This window comes from Streptomyces sp. Isolate_45 (genome assembly GCF_024721315.2).
Classification (GTDB): Bacteria; Actinomycetota; Actinomycetes; order Streptomycetales; family Streptomycetaceae; genus Streptomyces.
Genome location: NZ_JANFAK020000020.1, coordinates 15,065 through 38,387, shown reverse-complemented (window position 1 = coordinate 38,387; position 23,323 = coordinate 15,065). Strand labels below are relative to the sequence as shown.

At 74.0% G+C, this 23,323-nt stretch carries 3 protein-coding genes; all 3 read left to right on the top strand.

Annotated elements, in window-relative coordinates; genetic code table 11:
- Position 1: 1 nt before the first annotated feature.
- The 3 genes from NOD94_RS09625 (at position 2) to NOD94_RS09615 (ending at position 23,318) form a co-directional block, all read left to right on the top strand.
- Positions 2-1,234 (top strand): cytochrome P450, encoded by a 1,233-nt coding sequence (locus NOD94_RS09625; RefSeq protein ID WP_281205369.1) that lies wholly within the window; start codon positions 2-4, stop codon positions 1,232-1,234.
- A gap of 262 nt (positions 1,235-1,496) precedes the next feature.
- Positions 1,497-7,796: a non-ribosomal peptide synthetase gene (locus tag NOD94_RS09620; protein ID WP_281205368.1), complete on the top strand. Its 6,300-nt coding sequence runs from the start codon at positions 1,497-1,499 to the stop codon at positions 7,794-7,796.
- Positions 7,797-23,318 carry a non-ribosomal peptide synthetase gene (locus tag NOD94_RS09615; RefSeq protein WP_281205367.1) on the top strand — a complete coding sequence of 5,174 codons (15,522 nt, stop codon included), beginning with the start codon at positions 7,797-7,799 and terminating at the stop codon, positions 23,316-23,318.
- Positions 23,319-23,323 lie beyond the last annotated feature (5 nt).

Sequence of the window (23,323 nt, the reverse complement as noted above, 5' to 3'; positions counted from 1 at the left end):
CATGGCCACGGCCACCGCGGCGCAACCGCTGACCGACATCGACCTCACGGACCCGCGGACCTTCCACGACCGGAAGGACGAACTGGTACCGCTGTGGCGCCGGTTCCGCTCCGAGAGCCCCGTCCACTGGCATCCCGTCGAAGGCCGCGAGGTCCCCGGATTCTGGGTGCTGTCCCGCTACCACGACGTCATGGACGTCTACCGCGACAACAAGCGGTTCACCTCGGAGCGGGGCAACGTCCTGGCCACCCTCCTCGAAGGCGGGGATTCGGCGGCGGGCCGGATGCTGGCGGTCACGGACGGCCGCCGCCACCGCGAGCTGCGCAACCTGCTGCTCAAGGCCTTCTCGCCGCGCGTACTGGAACCCGTCGTCGACGGAGTGCGCCGGCGGGCCGACCGGCTGGTCCGGGAGGCGGTGGCACGCGGCGACTGCGACTTCGCGCAGGACGTCGCCGAGCACATCCCGATGGCCACCATCGCGGACCTGCTCGGTGTCCCCGCCGCCGACCGGGACTACCTGCTGTCGCTGACGAAACAGGCCCTGAGCGCCGAGGACGCGCAGCAGTCGGCCGAGGACGCGCTCGTCGCGCGCAACGAACTGCTCCTGTACTTCTCGGAGCTGGCCGAGGACCGGCGCGACGATCCCCGCGACGACGTGGTGAGCGTCCTGGCCACCGCCACCATCGACGGCGAACCGCTGACCGAGCAGGAGATCGTCTTCAACTGCTACAGCGTCATCATCGGGGGCGACGAGACCAGCCGGCTCTCGATGATCTGCGCCATGCGCGAGCTCATCGAACACCCCGACCAGTGGCGGCGGCTGAAGTCCGGGGAGGTTTCCGTCGAGACCGCGGTCGAGGAGGTGCTGCGCTGGGTGACCCCCGCGATGCACTTCGGCCGCCGCGCCCTGACGGACGTCGGCATCGGCGGGCGGCAGATCCGTGCCGGGGACGTCGTGACCCTCTGGAACAGTTCGGCCAACTACGACGAGGAGGTGTTCCGCGACCCGGAGGTGTTCGACCTGGGCCGGACCCCCAACAAGCACGTGTCGTTCGGTTACGGTCCGCACTTCTGCCTCGGCGCCTATCTGGGCCGCGCCGAGATCGCCGCGCTGCTCACCGCCCTGCGCACCCATGTCGCCGAGGCGGTGCCCGTCGGCCCCGCCCGGCCGATCCACTCCAATTTCCTGCACGGGTACAGCAGCCTGCCCGTGTCCCTGCGTTCGGCCCGGTAAAACCCCCGGCCAGGCCGATCGAAACGAGTGCCCCGCTCCCGCGAGCGGGGCACTCGTCGTTGCTCCGGCGAGGGTTCCAGGGCCGTCCTGTACAGCGTGATGAGCATTCTTCGATATGCGGATGGCGGCGGATCGAAGTTTTTCATGAGATCGATGTGCGCCCGCGGTTGATTCGTAGTGTGAGCCGCATCGCCCCGCCGACAAGGCCGGTGAGCGGTTCTCTACGGGTATCGAAGCGTCTACTCAATCGGAGTGAATGGCAATGGCCGACCGGAATGGACTCCAATTGCCGCTGACGGCCGCCCAGCAGGGAATGTGGCTGGCTCAGCAGGTGAATCCGGAAAACCCGATGTACAGCATCGCCGAATGCGTTGAGATATCGGGCGAGGTCGATGCCGCGCTCTTCGAGGACGCGCTGCGGCGCGTGGTGGCGGAGACCGACGCGCTGCGGGTCCGCTTCCTGCCGGGCGATGACGGCCCGGTCCAGACCGTGGTGCCGGAGCCGGACTGGCGGCTGCACGTCCGGGACGTGTCCGCTGCGCCGGACCCGGCGGCCGCCGCCGAGCAGTGGATGCTCGCACAGGTCAAGGCCCCGGTGGACGTCCACACGGGTCCGCTGTTCACCTTCGGCCTCCTCAAGCTCGCCGGGGACCGGTACACCTGGTTCAGCCGCGTGCACCACACCATCGTCGACGGGTACAGCTGGTCGCTGATCGTCTCCCGGGTCGCGGCGCTCTACTCGGCACTGGCCGCCGGCACCGCTGCGAAGCCCTCCGGCTTCGGCACCCTGGACGACCTCGTCGCCCTCGACTCCGGCTACCGGGAGTCCGAGCAGTTCGCCGAGGACCGCGCGTTCTGGTCCCGGCGGATGGCCGGAGCGGCCGAGCCGGTCGCCCTCGCACCCCGCCCCACCCGAGTTCCCACCGACCACGTCCGTCAGGCGGGCCGGGTCGCCGCCGGCGACGCCGACGCGCTGCGCGACCTGGCGCGCGAACTGCGGGTCAGCTGGCCCGCCGTCGTCGTGGCGGGCATCGCCGGCTACCTGCACCGCCTCACCGGCGCCGAGGACATCGTCCTCGGTCTCGCCGCCGCAGCCAGGCCCGCCGCGGCCGCCAAGCGCACCCCGGGCATGGTCTCCAACGCCCTGCCCGTCCGGATCGCCGCGCACCCAGGGACCACCGTGGCGGACTTCCTCCGCTCGGTGAGCGACGAGTTGCACCAGGCCCTGCGCCACCAGCGCTACCGCTACGAGGACATCCACCGCGACCTCGGCCTGGTCGGCGCCCGCAAGCGGCTGTGGGGCCCCGAGATCAACCTGATCATGTACGGCGAACGCCTCGACTTCGCCGGCCACGGCGCGACCGTCCGCGGCTTCTCGATCGGCCCCGAGGAAGACCTCTCACTGATCGTCGACAACCGGAGCCCGGACGGCGGCTTCCTCATCGACTTCCACGCCAACGCCGACCTCTACACCGAGGAGGCCGTCCGCGGCCACCGCGAGGCGCTCACCGACTTCCTCGCCGCCCTCGCCGCCGCGGACCCGGGCGACCCGCTGGACGCCGTCCGGCTCACGGTGCCCGCCGGCTGGACCCCGCCGACGAACGCCGCCCCGCACGCGGAGGCGGCCGCCGCGCCCGCCGCGTACCGCGCCCCCGACGGCCCTCGCGAGGAGAAGCTCTGCGCGCTGGTGGCGGACGTACTGAAGCTCGACCGGATCGGCGTCGACGACAACTTCTTCGAGCGCGGCGGCCATTCGCTCTCCGCGATCCGGCTGCTCGGACGGATCCGCGAGACCTTCGGCGCCGAACTGTCCATCCGCACCGTCTTCGAGACCCCGACGGTCGCCGGGCTCGCCGCGCACCTCGACGGGGCCGCCGGGCGCCGCCGTCCGCCGGCGCGGGCGGTCCGCCCCGCCGAGCTCCCGCTGTCCCTGACCCAGCAGCGCCTCTGGCTGGTCAACCGCCTCCAAGGTCCCAGCGGCGCCTACAACATGGGGCTCGCGCTCAAGCTCACCGGCCGGCTCGACCGGGCCGCGCTGGCCGAGGCGTTCCTCGACGTACTTGCCCGCCACGAGAGCCTGCGCACCACCTTCCCCGAGACGGACGGCAAGCCCCGCCAGCACGTCCTGTCCCCGGCCGAGGCCGCCGCGCAGGTGGTCCTCGCCGAGGTGGCCGCCGACGCCGGCACGCTCGACGCCACGGTCGCCGCGGTGGTGGCGGAGGGCTTCGACCTGACCGCGGGCCTCGCCGTCCGGCCGCGGCTCCTGGTGCTGGGCCCCGAGGAACACGTCCTGCTGGTCGTCCTCCACCACATCGTCGGCGACGGCCTGTCGCTGGAGCCGCTCGCCCGCGACCTGGGCTTCGCCTACACGGCCCGCGCGGCCGGCGAGCCGCCCGCCTTCGCGCCGATGCCGGTCCAGTACGCCGACTACACCCTGTGGCAGCAGTCCGTCCTCGGCAGCGAGAGCGACCCCGACAGCCCGCTCGCCGCCCAGCTGAACCACTGGAAGCAGGCCCTGGCCGGCCTCCCCGAGGAACTCCACCTGCCGACCGACCGGCCGCGCCCCGGCGAGCTGTCGCAGCGCGGGGACATCGTCCGCTTCGACATCGGGGCCGCCCTGCACCAGCGCCTCATCGGACTCGGCCGAGCCCACCGGGCCAGCCTGTTCATGGTGCTCCAGAGCGCGGTCGCGGTCCTGCTGAGCAAGCTCGGCGCGGGCCATGACATCCCGCTGGGCAGCGCGGTCGCCGGCCGGGGCGACTCCCGGCTGGACGACCTCGTCGGCTGCTTCGTGAACACCGTCGTGTTCCGCAACGACGTGTCCGGCAACCCGAGCGTCTCCCGGCTCCTCGACCGGTCCCGCGAGATGTCCCTGACCGCCCACGCCCACCAGGACGTGCCCTTCGAGCGGCTCGTCGAGGCGCTCAACCCGGAGCGCTCGCTCGCCAGGAACCCGCTGTTCCAGGTGATGATGGACGTCCAGACACCCGCCGCGTCCACCCTGGAACTGCCCGGCCTGATCACCACGCCGCAGCAGGTGGACCCCGGCGTCACCAAGATCGACCTGCTGTTCGGGCTGGACGAGCGCTCGGCCGGCCACGAGGCCGCGGCCGGCATCTCCGGCCGCCTGGAGTACAGCACCGACCTGTTCGACCGCGCCACCATCGAGGCCATGAGCCGCCGGCTGGTCCGGGTGCTGGAGGCCTTCACCGCCGACCCCGAGCAGCGGATCGGCGAGATCGACGTCCTCACCGGGACCGAACGCGCACAGGTGCTCGGCACGTTCGCGCAGGCCCCGGTGGTGGAGCCCACCCTGCTCCTGCCCGCCCTCTTCGAGCGGCAGGCCGCCCGCACCCCGAACGCCCCCGCGCTGACCGAGGGCGACCGGACCTGGTCGTACGCCGAACTCAACGCCCGCGCCAACCGGCTGGCCCACACCCTCATCGCCGCCGGAGCGGGCCCCGAGCAGCGGGTCGCCGTCCTGCTGCCCCGCTCCGCCGACCTGGTCACCGCCCTGCTCGCGACGCTCAAGTCCGGCGCCGCGTACGTACCCGTGGACCCGGAGTACCCGGCCGAACGGATCGCCTACATGCTCGGGGACGCGGCCCCCGCGCTGGTCCTGGCCCGTCCGGACACCCTGCACGCGGTGCCGGTCGGCGTACCCGTCCTCGACGTCACCGAGGAGCGGCACGCCTGCGCACTCGACCCGCGCGACGAGGAGCGGACCGCACCCCTGGACCCCGCCCACCCCGCCTACGTCATCTACACCTCGGGCTCCACCGGCCGCCCCAAGGGCGTCGTCGTGGCCCACAGGTCCGTCGCCGTCTACCTGGAGTACGCCCGCGAGCACTACCCGGCGGTCCGCGAAAGCACCCTGCTGCACTCGCCGGTCTCCTTCGACCTGACCGTCACCTCCCTGTACGCCCCGCTGATCTCCGGCGGCAACGTCCGCGTCACCGCCCTGGAGGGCGCCGGCACGGGAGCGCCCCGCCCCGCCTTCCTCAAGGCGACCCCCGCCCACCTGGCCCTCCTCGGCGTCCTGCCCGAGGAGTTCTCCCCGACCCGGGAGCTGGTCGTCGGCGGCGAGATGCTGATCGGCGAGGTCGTCGACGAGCTGCGCCGACAGCGGCCCGGCATCACCGTCATCAACGAGTACGGGCCCACCGAGGCGACCGTCGGCTGCGTCGAGTACCGGATCGGTCCCGACGAGGCCGCACCCGGCGGGCCCGTCCCCATCGGCCGGCCGATGTGGAACTCGGTCATCCACGTGCTCGACGCCGAACTGAACCCGGTGCCGCCCGGCGTCAGCGGGGAGATCCACATCGGCGGCGGCCAGCTCGCCCGCGGCTACCTCGACCGTCCGGCGCTGACCGCGGAACGCTTCGTCGCCGATCCGCACGGACCGGCGGGCGCCCGCATGTACCGCACCGGGGACGTGGGCCGCTGGCGTCCCGACGGCCAACTGGAATACCTCGGCCGCGCCGACGACCAGGTCAAGCTGAACGGCTTCCGGATCGAACTCGGCGAGGTCGAGGCGGCCCTGGCCCGGCACCCGGGCGTGTCCGGGGCCGCCGCCGCGGTCCGCGAGGACGTCCCCGGCCACAAGCAGCTCGTCGGGTACGTCGTCCCCCGCTCGGCGCGGGACGCGCGGCCGGTCGACCCCGCCGAGGTCCTCTCGTACCTGGGGGGACCGCTGCCCGCCTACATGGTGCCCGCCGCGATCGTCGTACTCGACGCACTGCCGCTCACCCCGAACGGCAAGCTCGACCGCAAGGCGCTGCCCGCGCCCGGGTTCACCGGGGCCACGGCCGACGACGACACACCGCGCACCGAGGTGCAGGAGACCATCGCCGCCCTCTTCGCCGAGGTCCTCGGCCGCGACGGCGTCGGACTGCACGACAGCTTCTTCGAGCTGGGCGGCGACAGCATCGTCTCCATCCAACTCGTGGCGCGCGCCCGCCGGCGCGGCCTCGCGCTCTCCCCCAAGTCGGTGTTCGAACTCAAGACCGTCGCGGCGCTCGCCGCCACGGTCACCGAGGAGAGCGCGACGCCCGCGGCCGACGCGGGCGCCGGAACCGGCCCGCTCCCGGCCACCCCGATCATGCGCTGGCTGGAGGAGCGCGGCGGCCCCGTCGACTCCTTCCACCAGAGCGCCCTGATCCAGGTCCCGGCCGGCCTCGGGACCCGCGAACTGACCGACGCCCTCCAGGCGGTCCTCGACCGGCACGACGCCCTGCGCACCCGCCTCGACCGCGGCGGCCCCTCCGGCCGGTGGACCTACACGATCGGCGAGCGCGGCAGCGTCCCGGCGTCCGACCTCGTCCGCCGCGTCGACGCCGCCGCGCTGACCGGCGGGGAACTGCGCGGGACCATCGCGGGGGAGGCCCGCGCGGCATGGGACCGGCTCGCCCCGGAAGGCGGGATCACGGTCCAGGCCGTCTGGTTCGACTCCGGCCCCGCGACCCCCGGCCGGCTGCTCCTCGCGGCCCACCACCTGGTCGTCGACGCGGTCTCCTGGAACATCCTGCTCCCCGACCTGCGGGCCGCCTGGGAAGCCGCCCGCGACGGCAAGGAGCCCGAACCGGCCCCCGTCGGAACCCCGTTGCGCCGATGGGCCGAAATCCTGGAGGAGCTCACCCCCGGCCGGGCCGCCGCCGAGCTGGACCTGTGGACCGACGCGCTGCGGCTCCCCGCACCCGACCTCACCCTCCGCCCGCTCGACCCCGCCCAGGACACGGCGGCCGGCGCCCGCAATTTCACCCAGTCACTCCCGGTCGAGGTCACGCGAGCCCTGCTGGACGTGGTGCCGGGCGCGCTGAACGCGGGCGTCCACGAAGTGCTGATCACCGCCCTGGCCCTGGCCGTCGAGCAATGGCGGGACCGGCGGGGCCTCCCCGGCGGCCGCGGCGTGCTCGTGGACGTGGAGGGACACGGCCGGCAGGAGATCGCCGAGGGACTCGACCTGTCCCGCACGGTCGGCTGGTTCACCACCATCCGCCCGGCCCGCCTCGACCCCGGCGTCGAGGACTGGCCCGGCCTGTGGGCGGGCGGACCCGAGGCCGGCCGGGCGGTGCGAGCCGTCAAGGAACAGCTCAGGGCCGTGCCCGACGAGGGCATCGGCTACGGGCTGCTGCGCCACCTCGACCCGGAGGCCGGACCCCGACTGGCGGCCCTGGCCACCGCACCCCTGCTCTTCAACCACCTGGGCCGCGCCGACGCCCCCGCCGCCGGGCCGGGCGCCGACTGGGGCCCAGCGGCCGAGACCGACCTGGTCCTGGCCGAGGGAGCGGACCTGCCGCTCTCCCACCTGCTGGAGATCAACTCGGTGGCCCTGACCCACGAGGACGGCCCACGGCTGACCGCCACCTGGACCTGGCCCGGGCGGCTGCTCTCCGACGCCGATGTCCGCGAACTCGCGGACACCTGGTTCCGCGCCCTGCGCGCGCTGACCGAACACGCCGAGCGCCCTGACGCCGGCGGCTACAGCCCATCGGACCTGGCGCTGGTGGAGCTTTCCCAAGACGAGATCGACGGGCTCGAAGCCGAGTGGAGGACGCTGTAAATGTCGAAGTCGGGTCCTGAGGACATCCTTCCGCTGTCGCCGCTCCAGGAGGGGCTGCTCTTCCACGCGCTGTACGACGAGAGCGGCAACGACGTCTACACCGTCCAGGTCGTGCTCGACCTCGGCGGCGAGCTCGACGCCGCCACGCTGCGCACCACCGCCCAGGCACTGCTGGACCGCCACGCCAACCTCCGCGTCGGCTTCCTGCACCCCAAGCAGAGCAGGCCGGTGCAGGTCGTCTCCCGGGACGTCGAGGTGCCCTGGCAGGAGACCGACCTGCGCGGCCCGGACGACGCCGCCCGGGAGGACGCGCTGCGGCGCGTCCAGGCCGAGGAGAAGGCCCACCCCTTCGACCCGGCCCGGCCCCCACTGATGCGCTTCCGGCTGGTGCGGCTCGCGGACGACGCCCACCGGCTCCTCATCACCTTCCACCACATCCTGCTCGACGGCTGGTCGACCTCGGTGCTGCTCGGCGAGCTCTTCGAGGTGTACGGCAACGGCGGAGACCCCTCCGTCCTGCCGCCCGTCACCCCGTTCCGCAACCACCTCGCCCACCTCGCCCGGCAGGACAAGAAGGGCTCCGAGGACGCCTGGCGCCGGGCACTCGCCGGCATCGACGCCCCCACCCGGCTGGTCCCCTCGGACCCGGCCCGCGAGGTCGTCCACCCCGAACAGCTCGTCCTGGAACTCTCCACCGAGGACACCGAGGCGCTCTCCGCCCGACTGCGCGCCAACGACCTGACCTTCTCCAGCGCCGTGCACGGTGCCTGGGCGCTGCTGCTGTCGGTACTGACCGGCCGCGACGACGTGGTCTTCGGCACCGTCGTCTCCGGCCGCCCGCCCGAGGTGCCCGGCGTGGAACGCATGGTCGGCATGCTCATCAACACCCTGCCCGTCCGCGTGCGGCTGCGCGGCGCCGACCCGCTGCGCACCGTACTGGCCGGGCTCCAGAGCGAGCACCTGGAGATGATGGGCCACCAGCACACGGGGATGCGCGACATCCTCCGGCTCTCGGGACATTCCGAACTCTTCGACACCTACGTCGCGTTCGAGAACTTCCCGTTCGACCTGCAGGGCCTGCGGGACCTCGCGGGCGGCCTGAGCATCGACGGCTTCGACGTCCTGGACGCCAACCACTACCCGATCTGCCTCGTCTCGCACGTCCACGAGGGCAGGCTCCGGCTGCTGCTCAACTACCGCCCCGACCTCTTCGACCTGGAGCAGGTCGAAGCCGTCGGCGGCCGCCTGGTCCGGCTGCTGCAGACGCTGGCGAAGGACCTCGGGCGCACCGTCGCCGGCCTGGACCTGCTCACGGCCGCCGAGCGGAACGTGCTGTCCGCGGGCCGCGCCACCGCGGCGGAGACGGTGGCACCCGCCACCTTCCCCGAGCTGTTCGCCGCCCAGGTCGCACGCACCCCCGACGCGGTCGCCGTCGAGTCGGCCGGTCTCTCCCTCACCTACGCGGAACTCGACGCGCGCACCGACGAACTGGCGGCGCGACTGGCCGCCGGGGGCACCGGTCCCGAGCAGGTCGTGGCGCTCGTCCTCGGCCGCTCCGTGGAGTCCGTCGTCGGTTCGCTCGCGGTGATGAAGGCGGGCGCCGCCTACCTGCCGGTGGACCCCGACTACCCCGCCGACCGCATCGCGTTCATGTTCGAGGACGCGCGCCCTGCGGCGGTGCTCACCACCACCGCGTACGCGGCCGCGCTGCCCCCTTCGCCGGGCACCCGGGTTGTGCTGCTCGACGGCGCTCCCGAGCCGACCGTCCAGGGCGTCCGCCCCGCCGGTCCGGTGTCGGTCGACTCACCCGCCTACCTGATCTACACCTCCGGTTCGACCGGCGTCCCCAAGGGCGTCGTCGTCACCCACACCGGTCTCGCGGCCTTCGCGGCGACCGAGCGCGAGCGGTTCGCCGTCGACACCGACAGCCGTGTCCTGCAGTTCTCGTCCCCGAGCTTCGACGCCTCGGTGCTGGAGCTGTGCATGACGCTGACCTCCGGCGCCGCCCTCGTGGTGCCCGAGCCCGGACCGCTCGCGGGCGAGCCGCTCGCCGAGGTCATCGCGGCGCGCGGGGTGACCCACGCCCTGATCCCGCCGGCCGCGCTGGCCAGCGTCCCCGCCGCGGACCTCCCCGGTTTCGCCTGCCTCATCGTCGGCGGCGACGCCACCTCGGCCGACCTCGTCGCGCGCTGGGCGCCCGGCCGGCGCATGGTCAACGCGTACGGACCCACCGAGTCCACCGTCGCGGTGTCGATCAGCACCCCGCTGGAGGCCACCGGAACGACCCCGCCGATCGGCGCCCCGGTGCGGGGCACCCGCGCCTACGTCCTGGACGGTGCGCTGCGGCTGGTCCCGCAGGGGGCCGCCGGCGAGCTGTACGTGGCGGGCGCCGGCCTGGCCCGCGGCTACCTCCGGCGTGCCGGCCTGACCGCGGAGCGGTTCGTCGCCAATCCGTACGGGACCCCGGGCGAGCGGATGTACCGCACCGGTGACCTCGTACGGCTCCGCGAGGACGGCCAGTTCGAGTTCGTCGGCCGCGCCGACGACCAGGTCAAGGTACGCGGCTTCCGCATCGAGCCCGGCGAGATCGAGAGCGCGCTGGCCCGCCACGAGAGCGTGGACCGGGCGGCCGTGACCGTGCACGAGGCGCAGCCGGGCGTGAAACAGCTCGTGGCCTACGCCGTCCCCGCCGCGGGCCGCACCGTCGACGGCGATGCCCTGCGCGCCCACCTCGCCGCCCTGCTGCCCGAGTACATGGTCCCGGCGGTCGTCATCACGCTCGACGCGCTACCGCTGATGGTCAACGGCAAGTTGGACCGCAAGGCACTGCCCGCCCCCGAGTTCACCGTCTCCGAGGGCCGGGCCCCCGCCAACGCCCGCGAGGAACTGCTGTGCGGGCTCTTCGCCGAGGTCCTCGGCGTGGACCGGGTCGGCGCGGACCAGAGCTTCTTCGAGCTCGGCGGCGACAGCATCGCCTCCATCCAGCTGATCAGCCGTGCCCGCAAGGCCGGGCTGCGGTTCACCCCGCGCGACGTGTTCACCCACAAGACCGTCGAGGCCGTCGCCGCCGTCGCGACCGAGACCACCGGCGCCCAGCGCCGGCGCCGCGCCCCCTCCGACGGCGTCGGCGGAGTCCCGCTGACCCCGATCATCCACTGGTTCAGCGAACACAGCGGCCCCGTCGACGCGTTCAACCAGGCGATGCCGCTGCCCGTACCCGCGGGGCTCGACACGTCCCGGATCACCGCCGTGCTCCAGACCTTCATCGACCACCACGACGCGCTGCGGCTGCGGCTCACCCGCATCGACGACATCGACGAGTGGACCCTGGAGATCACCCCGGCCGGTACCGTCGCCGCCGCCGAATCCCTCCACCGCGTCGACGCCTCAGGCCTCGACGCCGACGCCCTGCGCGCCCTCACGGAGCGGGAGTTCGCCGCCGCCCAGGGACGCCTGGCCCCCGAACGCGGCCGGATGGTGCAGGCCGTCTGGTTCGACTCCGGCGCCGACCTCCCCGGCCGCCTGCTGCTCGTCATCCACCACCTGTCGGTGGACGGAGTGTCCTGGCGCATCCTGCTGCCGGAGATGGCGGCCGCGCTGGAGGCCGCCGCCGCAGGTGCCACCTTCACCCCCGAACCCGTCGGCACCTCCTTCCGCCGCTGGTCGCAGCACCTCGCCGCGGCGGCCTCCGAACCCGCCCGCATCCGTGAACTCCCCTTGTGGCGAGGCATCCTGTCCGGCGCCGACCCGCTCCTGACCGAACGTCCGCTGGACGGGAGCGACACCCTCGACACCGCCGGACACCTCACCCTGAGGCTGCCCGCGGAGGTGACCGAGACGCTGCTGGGCCGGGTGCCGGCCGCCTTCAACGCGCAGATCAACGACGTCCTGCTCACCGCGCTCGCCGTCGCCGTCGCCGGCTGGCGCCGGTCCCTGGGCCGGGGCGAGGGCTCCTCCGTGCTGGTCGGCCTGGAGGGCCACGGCCGCGAGGACATCCTCGAAGGCGCCGACCTGTCCCGCACGGTCGGCTGGTTCACCAGCCTCTACCCGGTGCGCCTCGACCCGGGAGAGGTCCCAGCCGCCGAACTGCCCGCGGGCGGACCCGCCCTCGTCACCGCCCTCAAGGCGGTCAAGGAACAACTGCGCGCCATACCCGACAACGGCATCGGCTTCGGGTTGTTGCGCCACCTCAACCCGCGCACCGCCGTGGCCCTCGGGAAGTTCGCCGAACCGCAGATCGGCTTCAACTACCTGGGCCGCATCGGCGGAACCGGTGACGACGGCCAGGACGGCGGCCTCGGTGGTGGCGCCGACGGCGCCACCCCCCTCCCCTACACCCTCACCGCCAACGCCGTCTCCGAGACCCACGCCGACGGCCCGCGCCTCACCGTGACCTGGACCTGGCCGGGCGCCCTGCTCACCGAGGACGAGGTGCGCCGCCTCGCCGACGCCTGGTTCGTCGCCCTGCGCGCCCTGGTGGCCTGCGCCGACCGGCCCGAGGGCGTCGGCGGGCTCGTCCCGTCGGACCTTCCGCTCGTGTCCCTCACGCAGGCGGAGATCGGCCGGCTGGAAGCGGCGCAGCCGCACCTGACCGACGTCCTGCCGCTGTCCCCGCTCCAGGAGGGCCTGCTCTTCCACACCGAGTACGACCAGCGGGCCGAGGACGTCTACATCACCAGGCTCGCCCTGGACGTGCGCGGCGTACTCGACACGGCGGCTCTGCGCGCCGCCGTGGCCGGGCTGCTGTCCCGGCACGCCAGCCTGCGGTCCTGCTTCCACCGCACGGCGGACGGCGTTCCCGTCCAGCTCGTGCCGGCCGAGGTGGCGCTCCCCTGGAACGAGACCGACCTGAGCCACCTCGCGCAGGTGGAACAGCAGGCCGAACTGGACCGGCTGCTGGTCCAGGAGCGCTCCCGCCGATTCGACCCCGAGCACCCGCCGCTGCTCCGCTTCACCCTGATCAAGCTCGGCACCGACCGGCACCGCCTGCTGTTCGCCGCCCACCACCTGCTGCTCGACGGCTGGTCCGCGCCGGTGCTCGCCGGGGAGCTCTTCGAGCTGTACGGGAGTCGCGGCGACGTGTCCGCCCTGCCGGAGGTCGTCCCGTACAAGGACTACCTGACCTGGCTGGCGGGCCAGGACCGTACCGAGGCGGAGGAGGCCTGGCGCACGGCACTGGCCGGGGTGCGGGAGCCGACGCTGGTCGCACCCGGTGCCGCCGGGCACGCCGCGGCCCTGCCCGGCCGGATCGTGGACGAACTGCCGGCCGGGCTGACCGCCGCCCTCACCGCGACCGCCCGTGCGCACGGCCTCACCATGAATGCCGTGGTGCAGGGCGCCTGGGGTGTCGTGCTCGCCGCTCTCACCGGTCGCGACGACGTCCTGTTCGGTGAGACGGTCTCCGGCCGTCCGCCGGAGCTGGCCGGCGTCGAGTCGATGGTCGGTCTCTTCAGCAACACCGTGCCCGTACGGGTCCGCGTCGACCCCGCGGCTTCGCTGACGGACACCCTCTCCCGGGTCCAGGCCCAGCGGGTCGACCTGCTCGCCTACCATCACCTCGGCCTGTCCGACCTGCAGGAACTCGCAGGTCTCGGCACTCTGTTCGACACCGCCGTCGTCTTCGAGAACTTCCCGGCGGAGCCCGGCTCGGGGGAGCCCGTGCACGGCCTGACGCTGTCCGAGGTCGACACCAAGGGCGACAACCACTACCCGCTGGGCATGGTGGTGATGCAGGACGAGCAGCGCCTCGTCCTCAACTGGTACTACCGCCCCGACCTGCTCGACGAGCGGCTCGTCTCCTCCGCGACCCGGCAGCTGCGCCGGGTGCTGGAGGCCGTGGCCACCGCCCCGCACACCCCCGTGGGCCGGCTGGCCCTGCTGGACGACGCCGAGACCCGGGAGCTGACCTCCGGCTCCGCCGGACCGGTCGTCCCCGTCGCCGACGCCCTCGTCCACGAGCTGATCGCCGCCCAGGCGGCCCGCACCCCGCACGCCGTCGCGCTCGTCGACGGCGCCCTGGAGGTCGGCTACGCCGAACTCGACGAGCGGGCCGACCGGCTCGCCCACGCACTGACCGCCCGGGGAGCGGGCCCCGGGGAACTGGTCGCGGTCGCCATGGAGCGCTCCGCCGAACTGGTCGTGACCCTGCTCGCCGTCCTCAAGTCCGGCGCCGCGTACGTACCGGTCGATCCGGCGTACCCGCAGGAACGGATCTCCTACCTCCTCCAGGACGCCGCCCCCCGCCTGCTGGTGACCACCCGGTCGGCCGCCGCCGCCCTCCCGGCCTCGGACGTCGAGCGGATCGTCGTCGACGACGCGCCGACCGCCGCGGCCATCGCGGCCGGCCCCGCCACCGCGCCCACCGGCCGGCCCGACCCGGCCCACCCCGCCTACGTCATCTACACCTCCGGCTCCACCGGCCGGCCCAAGGGCGTCGTCGTCGAGCACCGCTCGGTGGTCGACTACCTCGGCTGGGCGGGCAGCGCCTACGCCGGCGCGGCCGGCCTCGCGCTGCTGCACTCGCCGGTCTCCTTCGACCTCACCGTCACCGCCCTGTTCACCCCGCTCACCGTCGGCGGCGCCGTGCTGATCTCCGCGCTGGAGGAGAGCGCCGGCCTCTCGGCCCGGCTCGCCACCACCCCGGTGACCTTCATGAAGGCCACCCCCAGCCACCTCCCGCTGCTCGGCGCACTGCCCGCCGCCTACTCGCCCGCCACGGAACTGCTCCTCGGCGGCGAAGCCCTGCTCGGCGAGGCCCTGGCCGGGTGGCGCGAGCGCCACCCCGACGCCACCGTGTGGAACGTGTACGGGCCCACCGAGGCCACCGTCAACGCCACCGAGTTCCGCGTCGAGCCCGGCACCGCACTGGCCCCCGGGCCGGTACCGATGGGCCGCCCGCAGGGCAACGTACGGGCCTACGTCCTCGACGCGGCGCTCCGCCCGGTCCCCGCCGGGGTCGCGGGCGAGCTCTACCTCGCCGGACCCTGCCTGGCCCGCGGCTACCTCGGTCGCCCCGCGCTGACCTCCGAGCGCTTCACCGCCGACCCGTACGGGCCGGCCGGCGAGCGGATGTACCGCACCGGAGACGTGGCCCGCCGGCTCGCCGACGGCAACCTGGTGTTCGTCGGCCGTGCCGACGACCAGGTGAAGATCCGCGGCCACCGCGTCGAACTCGGTGAGGTCTCCGCGGCGGTCGCCGCCCTGCCCGCCGTCGTCGCCCAAGCGGTGATCGTCCGCGACGGCGGTGAGAACGGTGCCCGTCTCCTCGCCTACGCCGTGCCCGCGGCCGGTACCGCACCGACGGGAACGGAGCTGCGCGACCGGCTCGCCGCCACCCTGCCCGAGCACATGGTCCCGGAAGCCGTCGTCGTCCTCGACGAGCTGCCGCTGACCGTCAACGGAAAGCTGGACCGCGCGGCGCTGCCGGAGCCGGAGTTCGCGGCGGCCACCACCCGCCTCCCGCGCTCCCCGCAGGAGGAGATCCTCTGCGCGCTCTTCGCGCAGGTCCTGGACCTGCCCGGCGCCGGCGTCGACGACGACTTCTTCGAGCTCGGCGGCAATTCGCTGAGCGCCGTCCGGCTCCTGAGCCGGGTCCGCTCGGCCTTCGGCTCCGAGGTCGACGTCCGTGCGGTCTTCGAGGCGCCCACTCCCGCCCGGCTCGCGGCCCTGATGGTCCACGGCGACTCCGCGCGGCCCGGCCCGACCGCGGGTCCGCGGCCGCAGGAGATCCCGCTGTCGTCCGCCCAGCGGCGACTGTGGTTCCTCGGCAGGCTGGAGGGGCCCTCCGGTTCGTACAACATCCCCATCGGCATCCGGCTCACCGGCACGCTCGACCCCGAGGCGCTGCGCGAGGCCGTCGCCGACGTGGTGACGCGCCACGAAAGCCTGCGGACCGTCTTCCCCGACACCGCCGGCAAGCCGCGCCAGCACGTCCTCACCGCGGCCGAGGCCGCGGTCGCGGTCGCACCGGAGACCGTCCGCACCACGCCGCACGAACTCGACGGGGAGCTCCGCCGCGCCGCCGCCCGCGGCTTCGACCTGGCCGTCGAACCGCCGCTGCGCGCCACCCTGTTCATCGTCTCCGACACCGAACACGTCCTGCTGCTCACCGTGCACCACATCGCCTCCGACGGATGGTCCAACGCCCCCCTCGCCCGAGACCTGTCCGCCGCCTATGCCGCCCGGTCCGCCGGACGGACGCCGGACTTCACCCCGCTGCGCGTCCAGTACGCCGACTACACCCTCTGGCAGCGGGAGCTGCTGGGCGACGCCGACGACCCGGAGAGCCTGGCAGCACGCCAGCTCGCCTTCTGGCAGCGGACCCTGGCCGGAGCGCCGGCGCAGCTGTCCCTTCCCACCGACCGGCCGCGCCCCGAGGAGATGACCGCCGACGGCGCGACCGTCGGGTTCACCCTCGACGCAGCGCTCCACGGCCGGCTCGCCGCCCTCGCCCGGACCCACCAGGTCAGCCTCTTCATGGTGGCCCAGGCGGCCCTCGCGGGGCTCCTCACCCGGCTGGGTTCCGGCACCGACATCCCCGTCGGCACCGCCGTGGCCGGACGTGCGGACGAGGCGCTGGAGGACCTCGTCGGGTTCTTCGTCAACACGCTGGTCCTGCGCACCGACACCTCCGGAGACCCGTCCTTCACCGAGCTCCTGCGCCGGGTCCGGGCCACGGACCTCGCGGCCTACGCCCACCAGGACCTGCCCTTCGAGCGGCTGGTCGACCAGCTCGGTCCGGACGTGCGGACCCTGGCGCACACCCCGCTGTTCCAGGTGTTCCTCGCCTTCCAGAACAACGCGGCACCGCGCCTGGAACTGCCCGGCCTGACGGTCTCCCCGGCGGACATCGAACTCACCTCCGCCAAGACCGACCTCGGCATCGAGCTGACCGAGGTCTTCGACGCCGACGGCGGACACGCCGGGCTGCGCGGCCTGATCAGCTACCGCACCGACCTGTTCGACCGCTCCACGGTCGAGTCGGTCGCGGCCCGGTACGCCGCCCTGCTCGACGCGGTCACCGTCGACCCCGAAGCCACCATCAGCCGGGTCGAGCTGCTCGGCGCCGCCGAGCTGACCGAGGTCCTGACGACCCGCAACGACACCGCCCGCGCGGTGCCCGCGGCGACCTTCCCGGTGCTGTTCGAGGAGCGGGCCTCCGCCACCCCCGACGCGGTCGCCCTGGTCGCCGGCCCCACCGAGCTGACCTACGCCGAGCTCAACGCCCGGGCCAACCGGTGGGCGCACTGGCTCATCGACCGGGGGGTCGGCCCCGAGCAGCGGGTCGCCGTCGCCGTACCGCGCTCGGCGGACTGGCTCGCCATCACCCTCGGCGTCCTCAAGGCGGGCGCCACCCACCTGCCCGTCGACCCGGGCTACCCGGCCGACCGCATCGCCCACATCGTGGAGGACGCCCGCCCCGCCCTCGTCCTGACCACCGGGGAGACCGTCGGACGGCTCGCCCTGCCAGGCTCCGTCCCGGTGGTCCCCGTCGACGCCCCGCCCGTCCGGGCCGAGGCCGACGCGGCCCCCGCGACCGACCCCACCGACGCGGACCGTACGCACCCGCTCGGACCGGACCACCCCGCGTACGTCATCTACACCTCGGGTTCCACCGGCCGCCCCAAGGGGGTCCTCGTCACCCACCGGGGCATCGCGGGCCTGGCCGGTTCGCACGCCGAGAACTTCGGCATCGGCCCGGACAGCCGGATCCTCCAGGCCGTTTCGCCCAGCTTCGACGTCTCCATGGCGGACCTGGCGATGACCCTCCTGACGGGTGCGGCACTCGTCATCGCACCGGGCAACACCTCGCCCGCCGGCGAGGAACTCGCCGCGCTGATCGACGGACACCGGGTCAGCCACCTCCAGATCACGGCTGGCGTGCTCGCCACCCTCCCGCGCACCGAACTGCCCACCCTGGGCACCCTCGCGGTCGGGGGCGAGCCCTGCCCGCCCGCCCAGGTCGCGCACTGGTCCCGCGGTCGCAGGCTGCTCAACGTCTACGGGCCCAGCGAAGCGACCGTCTGCTCCACCATGAGCCGCCCCCAGACCGGCGAGGTCCACCCGCCCATCGGCACCCCGCTCTGGAACACCCGGGTGTACGTCCTCGACGCCTTCCTGCGACCGGTACCGGACGGAGTGACCGGCGAACTCCACATCGCCGGTGACGGACTGGCCCGCGGCTACCTGGGCCTGCCCGCCCTGACCTCGGAGCGGTTCGTCGCCCACCCCTTCGGGGCGCCCGGCGAACGGCTCTACCGCACCGGCGACCTGGTGCGGTGGAACGCCGACGGCCAGCTGGAGTTCGCCGGTCGGGCCGACGACCAGGTCAAGGTCCGCGGCTTCCGGATCGAGCTCGGCGAGATCGAGGCGGCCCTCACCCTCCACCCCGGCATCGACCACGCGGCCGTCTCGGTCCACGAGGACGCGGCGGGCCGCAAGCAGCTCGCCGCCTACGTGGTTCCCGCGGACACGACCGGCGGCGGGACGACGACGCAGGCCCTGCGCGACCACCTCGCCGGACTGCTCCCCGATCACATGGTGCCCGCCTCCTACACCGCCCTCGACGCCCTGCCCCTGAGCTCCAACGGCAAGGTCGACCGCAAGGCCCTGCCGGAGCCCGACCTGGGCGCCCGCGAGGAGGGCCGGGAACCGGCCGACGAGAAGGAGACGCTGCTCTGCGAGCTGATCCGTGACCTCCTCGGGGTCGAGCGGGTCGGCGTCGAGGACAGCTTCTTCGAACTCGGCGGAGACAGCATCGTCTCCATCCAGCTGGTGAGCCGCGCCCTGGAAGCGGGCCTCGAGTTCACCGCGGCGGACGTACTGCGCCACCGCACGGTCGCCGACCTGGCCGCCGCCGCCGTCCGGAGCGGCGACACCGTCGAGGAGCAGGCCACCACCGACGGCACCGGCACCGGCATCGGCGAGGTGCCGCTGAGCCCGGCCGCGCACGCCCTGCGCGAACGGGGAGGCCCCGCCGCCCACAGCATCACCACCGTCACGCTCACCCTCCCCCCGGACAGCGACGAGCCGCGTCTGGTGCGGGTCCTCCAGGCGCTCCTCGACCACCACGACGCGCTGCGGCTGAAGCTCACCCGGCGCGCCGGCAACCTGGTCTGGAACCTGGAGACCCGCCCGCGCACCGAGGCCGACGCCGCCTCGCTGCTCAGCCGGGTCGACGTCGGGGAAGCCGACGCGGACGCCCTGGGCGCCCTGCTCGCCGCGCACACCGGATCGATCCGTGCCGCCGTCGCACCCGAGGACGGCGCCGTGTTCCGGGCCGTGTGGTTCGACGGCGGTCCCGGGGGCGAGCACCGGCTGCTGCTCGCGGTGCACACCCTGGCCGCCGACCAGGCCTCCTGGCAGGTCCTGGCCGCCGACCTGCGCACCGCGTGGGCCGCGGTCACCGCCGGCGCCCCCGTACTGCTGCCGCCCGTGACCACCTCGTACAAGGCGTGGGCCGAGGACACGGCCGTCGCCGCGACCGCCCCGGAGCTCGTCGACGAACTGCCCGTCTGGACGGAGATCCTCGGCGCGGGCACCGCGCCCCTCACCCCGCACGCGCCGGACCCCCGCCGCGACACCGCGGGCACCGTCCGCCACGTCGAGGTGTCCTTCTCGCCCTCCGAGTCCCGGGCCCTGCTGGAAAGCGTCCCGCAGGCCTTCGCCACCGACGTCCAGGACGTCCTGCTCGGCGCCCTCACGGCCGCCGTCGGTGAATGGCGCGCCCACCTCGGCAGGGAAGGCGGCACCGGCGTGCTGGTCGCCCTGGAGGACGACGGCCGGGGCCGCGGGCCCGCCCTCGCCCGCACCGTCGGGCACCTGACCACCGTCCGCCCCGTACGTCTGGGAGGGGACGGGGCGGGAGCCGGCGTCGGCGCCCGGGTCAAGCAGGTCAAGGAACAGCTCGCCGCCCTCCCCGACGGCGGCAGCGGCCACGGCCTGCTGCGGTACCTCAACCCGCAGACGGTGCCCCTGCTGGCCGCCCTCGGCGCGCCGCAGGTCCGCTTCGCCTACCACGGCCGCTTCGACGCACCGCTCGCCGACGGCTCCGTGCCGTTCGGCGCCGCGGGCGCCGTCCGGGCGGTGCCGGGCGAGGACCCGAACATGCCGGTCGTCCACCCGCTCGACGTCACCGTCCGGGTGGACGAGGACGGGGGCGAACTCCGACTGACGGCCCGCTGGGCCTGGCCGGACGCGCTGTTCGGCGAAGGGGACGTGCCCGGGCTGGCCCGGGCCTGGCAGGACGCGCTGCGCGCGCTCCTCGCCGACGCCGGCCGGTCCGGCGGACGCTCCCCCTCCGACTTCCCGCTGGTCCGGCTGGAGCAGCGCGACATCGACCTGCTGGAGCGGGACGGGCGCGAGCTGGCCGACGTGCTCCCCCTGGGGCCGCTCCAGGAGGGGCTCCTCTTCCACTCGCTGTACGACCGGCGCGACCAGGACGTCTACACCGTCCAGTTCGGGCTGGACCTGGAGGGCGAACCGAGCACCCGGGTCCTGCGCGCGGCCGTCGGGGCCCTGCTGGCCCGCCACGCCAACCTCCGCGCCGGTTTCGCGTACGAGGGCCTGTCCCGGCCGGTCCAGTTCGTTCCGGCCGGGGTCGACGTCCCGTGGACCGAGCGCGACCTGGCGGACCTGACCGACGGGGAGCGCACGGCCGAGGTCGCCACGGTGATGCGGGAGGCACGATCGGAGCGCTTCGACCCCACTCGCCCCCCGCTGCTGCGCTGCACCCTGCTCCGCCTCGGAGGCGGCCGGGCACGGCTCGTGCTGACGTTCCACCACCTCCTGCTGGACGGCTGGTCCACGCCGATCCTGCTGGACGAGTTGATGCGGCTGTACGCCTCCGGGGGCGACCCGGCCGGTCTGCCCGAGGCCCGTCCGTACGCCGGTTACCTGGACTGGGTCGGCCGGCAGGACCGTGCGGCGTCCGAACGGGCCTGGCGCGAGGTCCTCGACCCGGCCGTCGAGCCGACGCTGCTGGTGCACGCGGACCCGGACCGGGCCGCCGTCCCCACCGAGAAGCTCTCCGTCACCTTCGGCGGCGAGCTCGTGGCCGGGCTCACCGCCTTGGCGGGCCGGCACGGAACGACCATGAACACGGTCGTCCAGGCCGCCTGGGGTCTGCTGCTGTCCCGGCTCACCGGCCGGAGGGACGTGGTGTTCGGCGCCACTGTCTCCGGCCGGCCGCCGGAGGTCCCCGGCATCGAGCGCATGGTCGGGCTCTTCATCAACACCGTTCCCGTGCGCGTCGTCCACCGGACCGGCGAGCCGGCCGAGGCACTGCTGTCGCGGCTGTGGAACCAGCAGGTCGACCTGACGCCGCACCAGCACATCAGGCTCGTCGACCTCCAGCGGACCGTCGGCAAGGGGGAACTGTTCGACACCCTGCTCGTCTTCCAGAACGTTCCCGCCGACGGCGCCGGATTCGGTGGCGACGCCGACCGGGTCCGCGCGGTCGACCTGGAGATGAACGACGCGACCCACTACCCGCTCACCCTGGACGCCGGACTCTCCGGCGACCAGCTGCACTGCGGACTGGGCTACCGCCCCGACCTGTTCACCAAGGCCGAGGCCGAGACCGTCGCGCAGGGTCTGCGCGAGGTCCTCGAAGCACTCGCGGCGGGGCTGCCGGCCCAGGCCGCACCGGGGGACGACCCGTTGACCGCCTGGTGGTCGGGGATCCGCGCCCGTTCGGCGCCGCGCGCGGCCCACGAGGGCCCGGCCGGGGTCGGGGTCGGGGTCGGGGTCGAGGAGGTCACCGCCGACGGCGGGGCGGCGGCCGCCGCCTCCCGGGAGGCCGTGCTCGCAGGGCTCTTCGCCGAGCTCCTCGGCGTTCCGGAGGTCGGTCCCGACGACGACTTCTTCGCACTGGGCGGCGACAGCATCGTCTCCATCCAACTCGCGGGCCGGGCCCGCAAGGCGGGCCTGCTCATCAGCCTGCGGGACGTCTTCAAGAACAAAACGGTCCGGGCGCTCGCCAGGATCGCGCGGGAGGACGAGGAACGGGCCCCCGAGGCCCCCGAGGACGCCATCGGCGAACTCGCCCTCACCCCGGTCATGCTCGACCTGTACGAGCGGGGCGGCCCGACCGACGCCGTCCACCAGGCCGCCCTCCTCCAGCTGCCCGCGGACTGCACGCGGGAACGGCTCGCGGCCACCCTTCAGGCGGTCGTCGACCACCACGACACCCTCCGCTCGCGAATCGTCACCGGGCCCGGGGGCCGCCGGCTGGACATCGCCCCCCGGGGCGCCGTCGACGCGGCCGCGCTGCTGAGCCGCACCGACATCGCGGACGTACCGCGGCAGGATCTGCTCGGTGTGGTCGCCGCGACCCAGAACCGGGTCCAGGCCGAACTCTCCCCGGCCGACGGAGCCGTGGTCCGCGCGGTCTGGTTCGACGCGGGCCCCGACAGGCCGGGACGGCTCCTGGTCCTGGTCCACCACCTCGCCGTGGACGGTGTGTCCTGGCGGGTGCTCCAGGAGGACCTGGCGAGCGCCTGGCAGGCCCTGTCCGAGGGTCGGGAACCCCGGCTGGAACCCGTCGGGACCTCCTTCCGACGCTGGTCCTCCGTATTGGAGCAGCAGGCCCTCTCCCCGGCGCGGAGCGGGGAACTGGACCTGTGGAGGACGGTCCTCGCCACCGCCGACCCCCTCCTGTCGCACCGTCCGCTCGACCCCGCCCGCGACGTCGTCGCCACGGCCCGACAGCTGACGGTGACCCTGCCGGACGAGGTGGCCGGACCCCTGCTGGGCCGGGTCCCCGCCGTGTTCAACGCGGCGGTCGACGAGGTGCTGCTGACCGGCCTGGCGTTGGCGGTCGCGCGCTGGCGGGCGGACCGCGGCACCGACGCCGGCACCGCGGTTCTGGTCGGACTCGAAGGCCACGGTCGGGAGGAGATCGCCGACGGGATCGACCTGTCCCGCACGGTGGGCTGGTTCACCAGCCTCTACCCGGTCGCCGTCGACCCCGGCACACCCCCGGGCCGGGAGCCGTGGCCCGCCGGAGCCGACCTCGGCACCGCGCTGAAGCGGGTCAAGGAACAACTCCGGGCCGTCCCCGACAAGGGCATCGGCTACGGCCTGCTGCGCCATCTCAACCCGGAGACCCGGGCGCTGCTGGCCGGCCGACCGGAACCGCAGATCGGCTTCAACTACCTCGGCCGGTTCGGAGCCGTGGACGAGGCCGCCACCCGGTCCGACGACTGGACGGCGCCGCCCGAGGCCACCGAGACCCTCGGCAGCGGCGGCGACGACGTCAGGCCGCTGTCCCACGCCGTCGGCCTGAGCGCCGTGGCGCAGGACCGGCCCGACGGCGTGCGGCTCGTCGCCATCTGGTCCTGGCCCGGCGAACTGTTCGAAGAGCCGGAGATCCGCGGGCTCGCCCGCCTGTGGTTCCGGGCGCTGGAGGCCCTGACCGAATTCGCGGCCCGCCCCGAGGCCGGTGGCCTCACCCCGTCCGACCTGTCCCTCCTCGAACTGTCGCAGGACGAGATCGATGAATTCGAAAGTGATCTGAGCTGATGAAA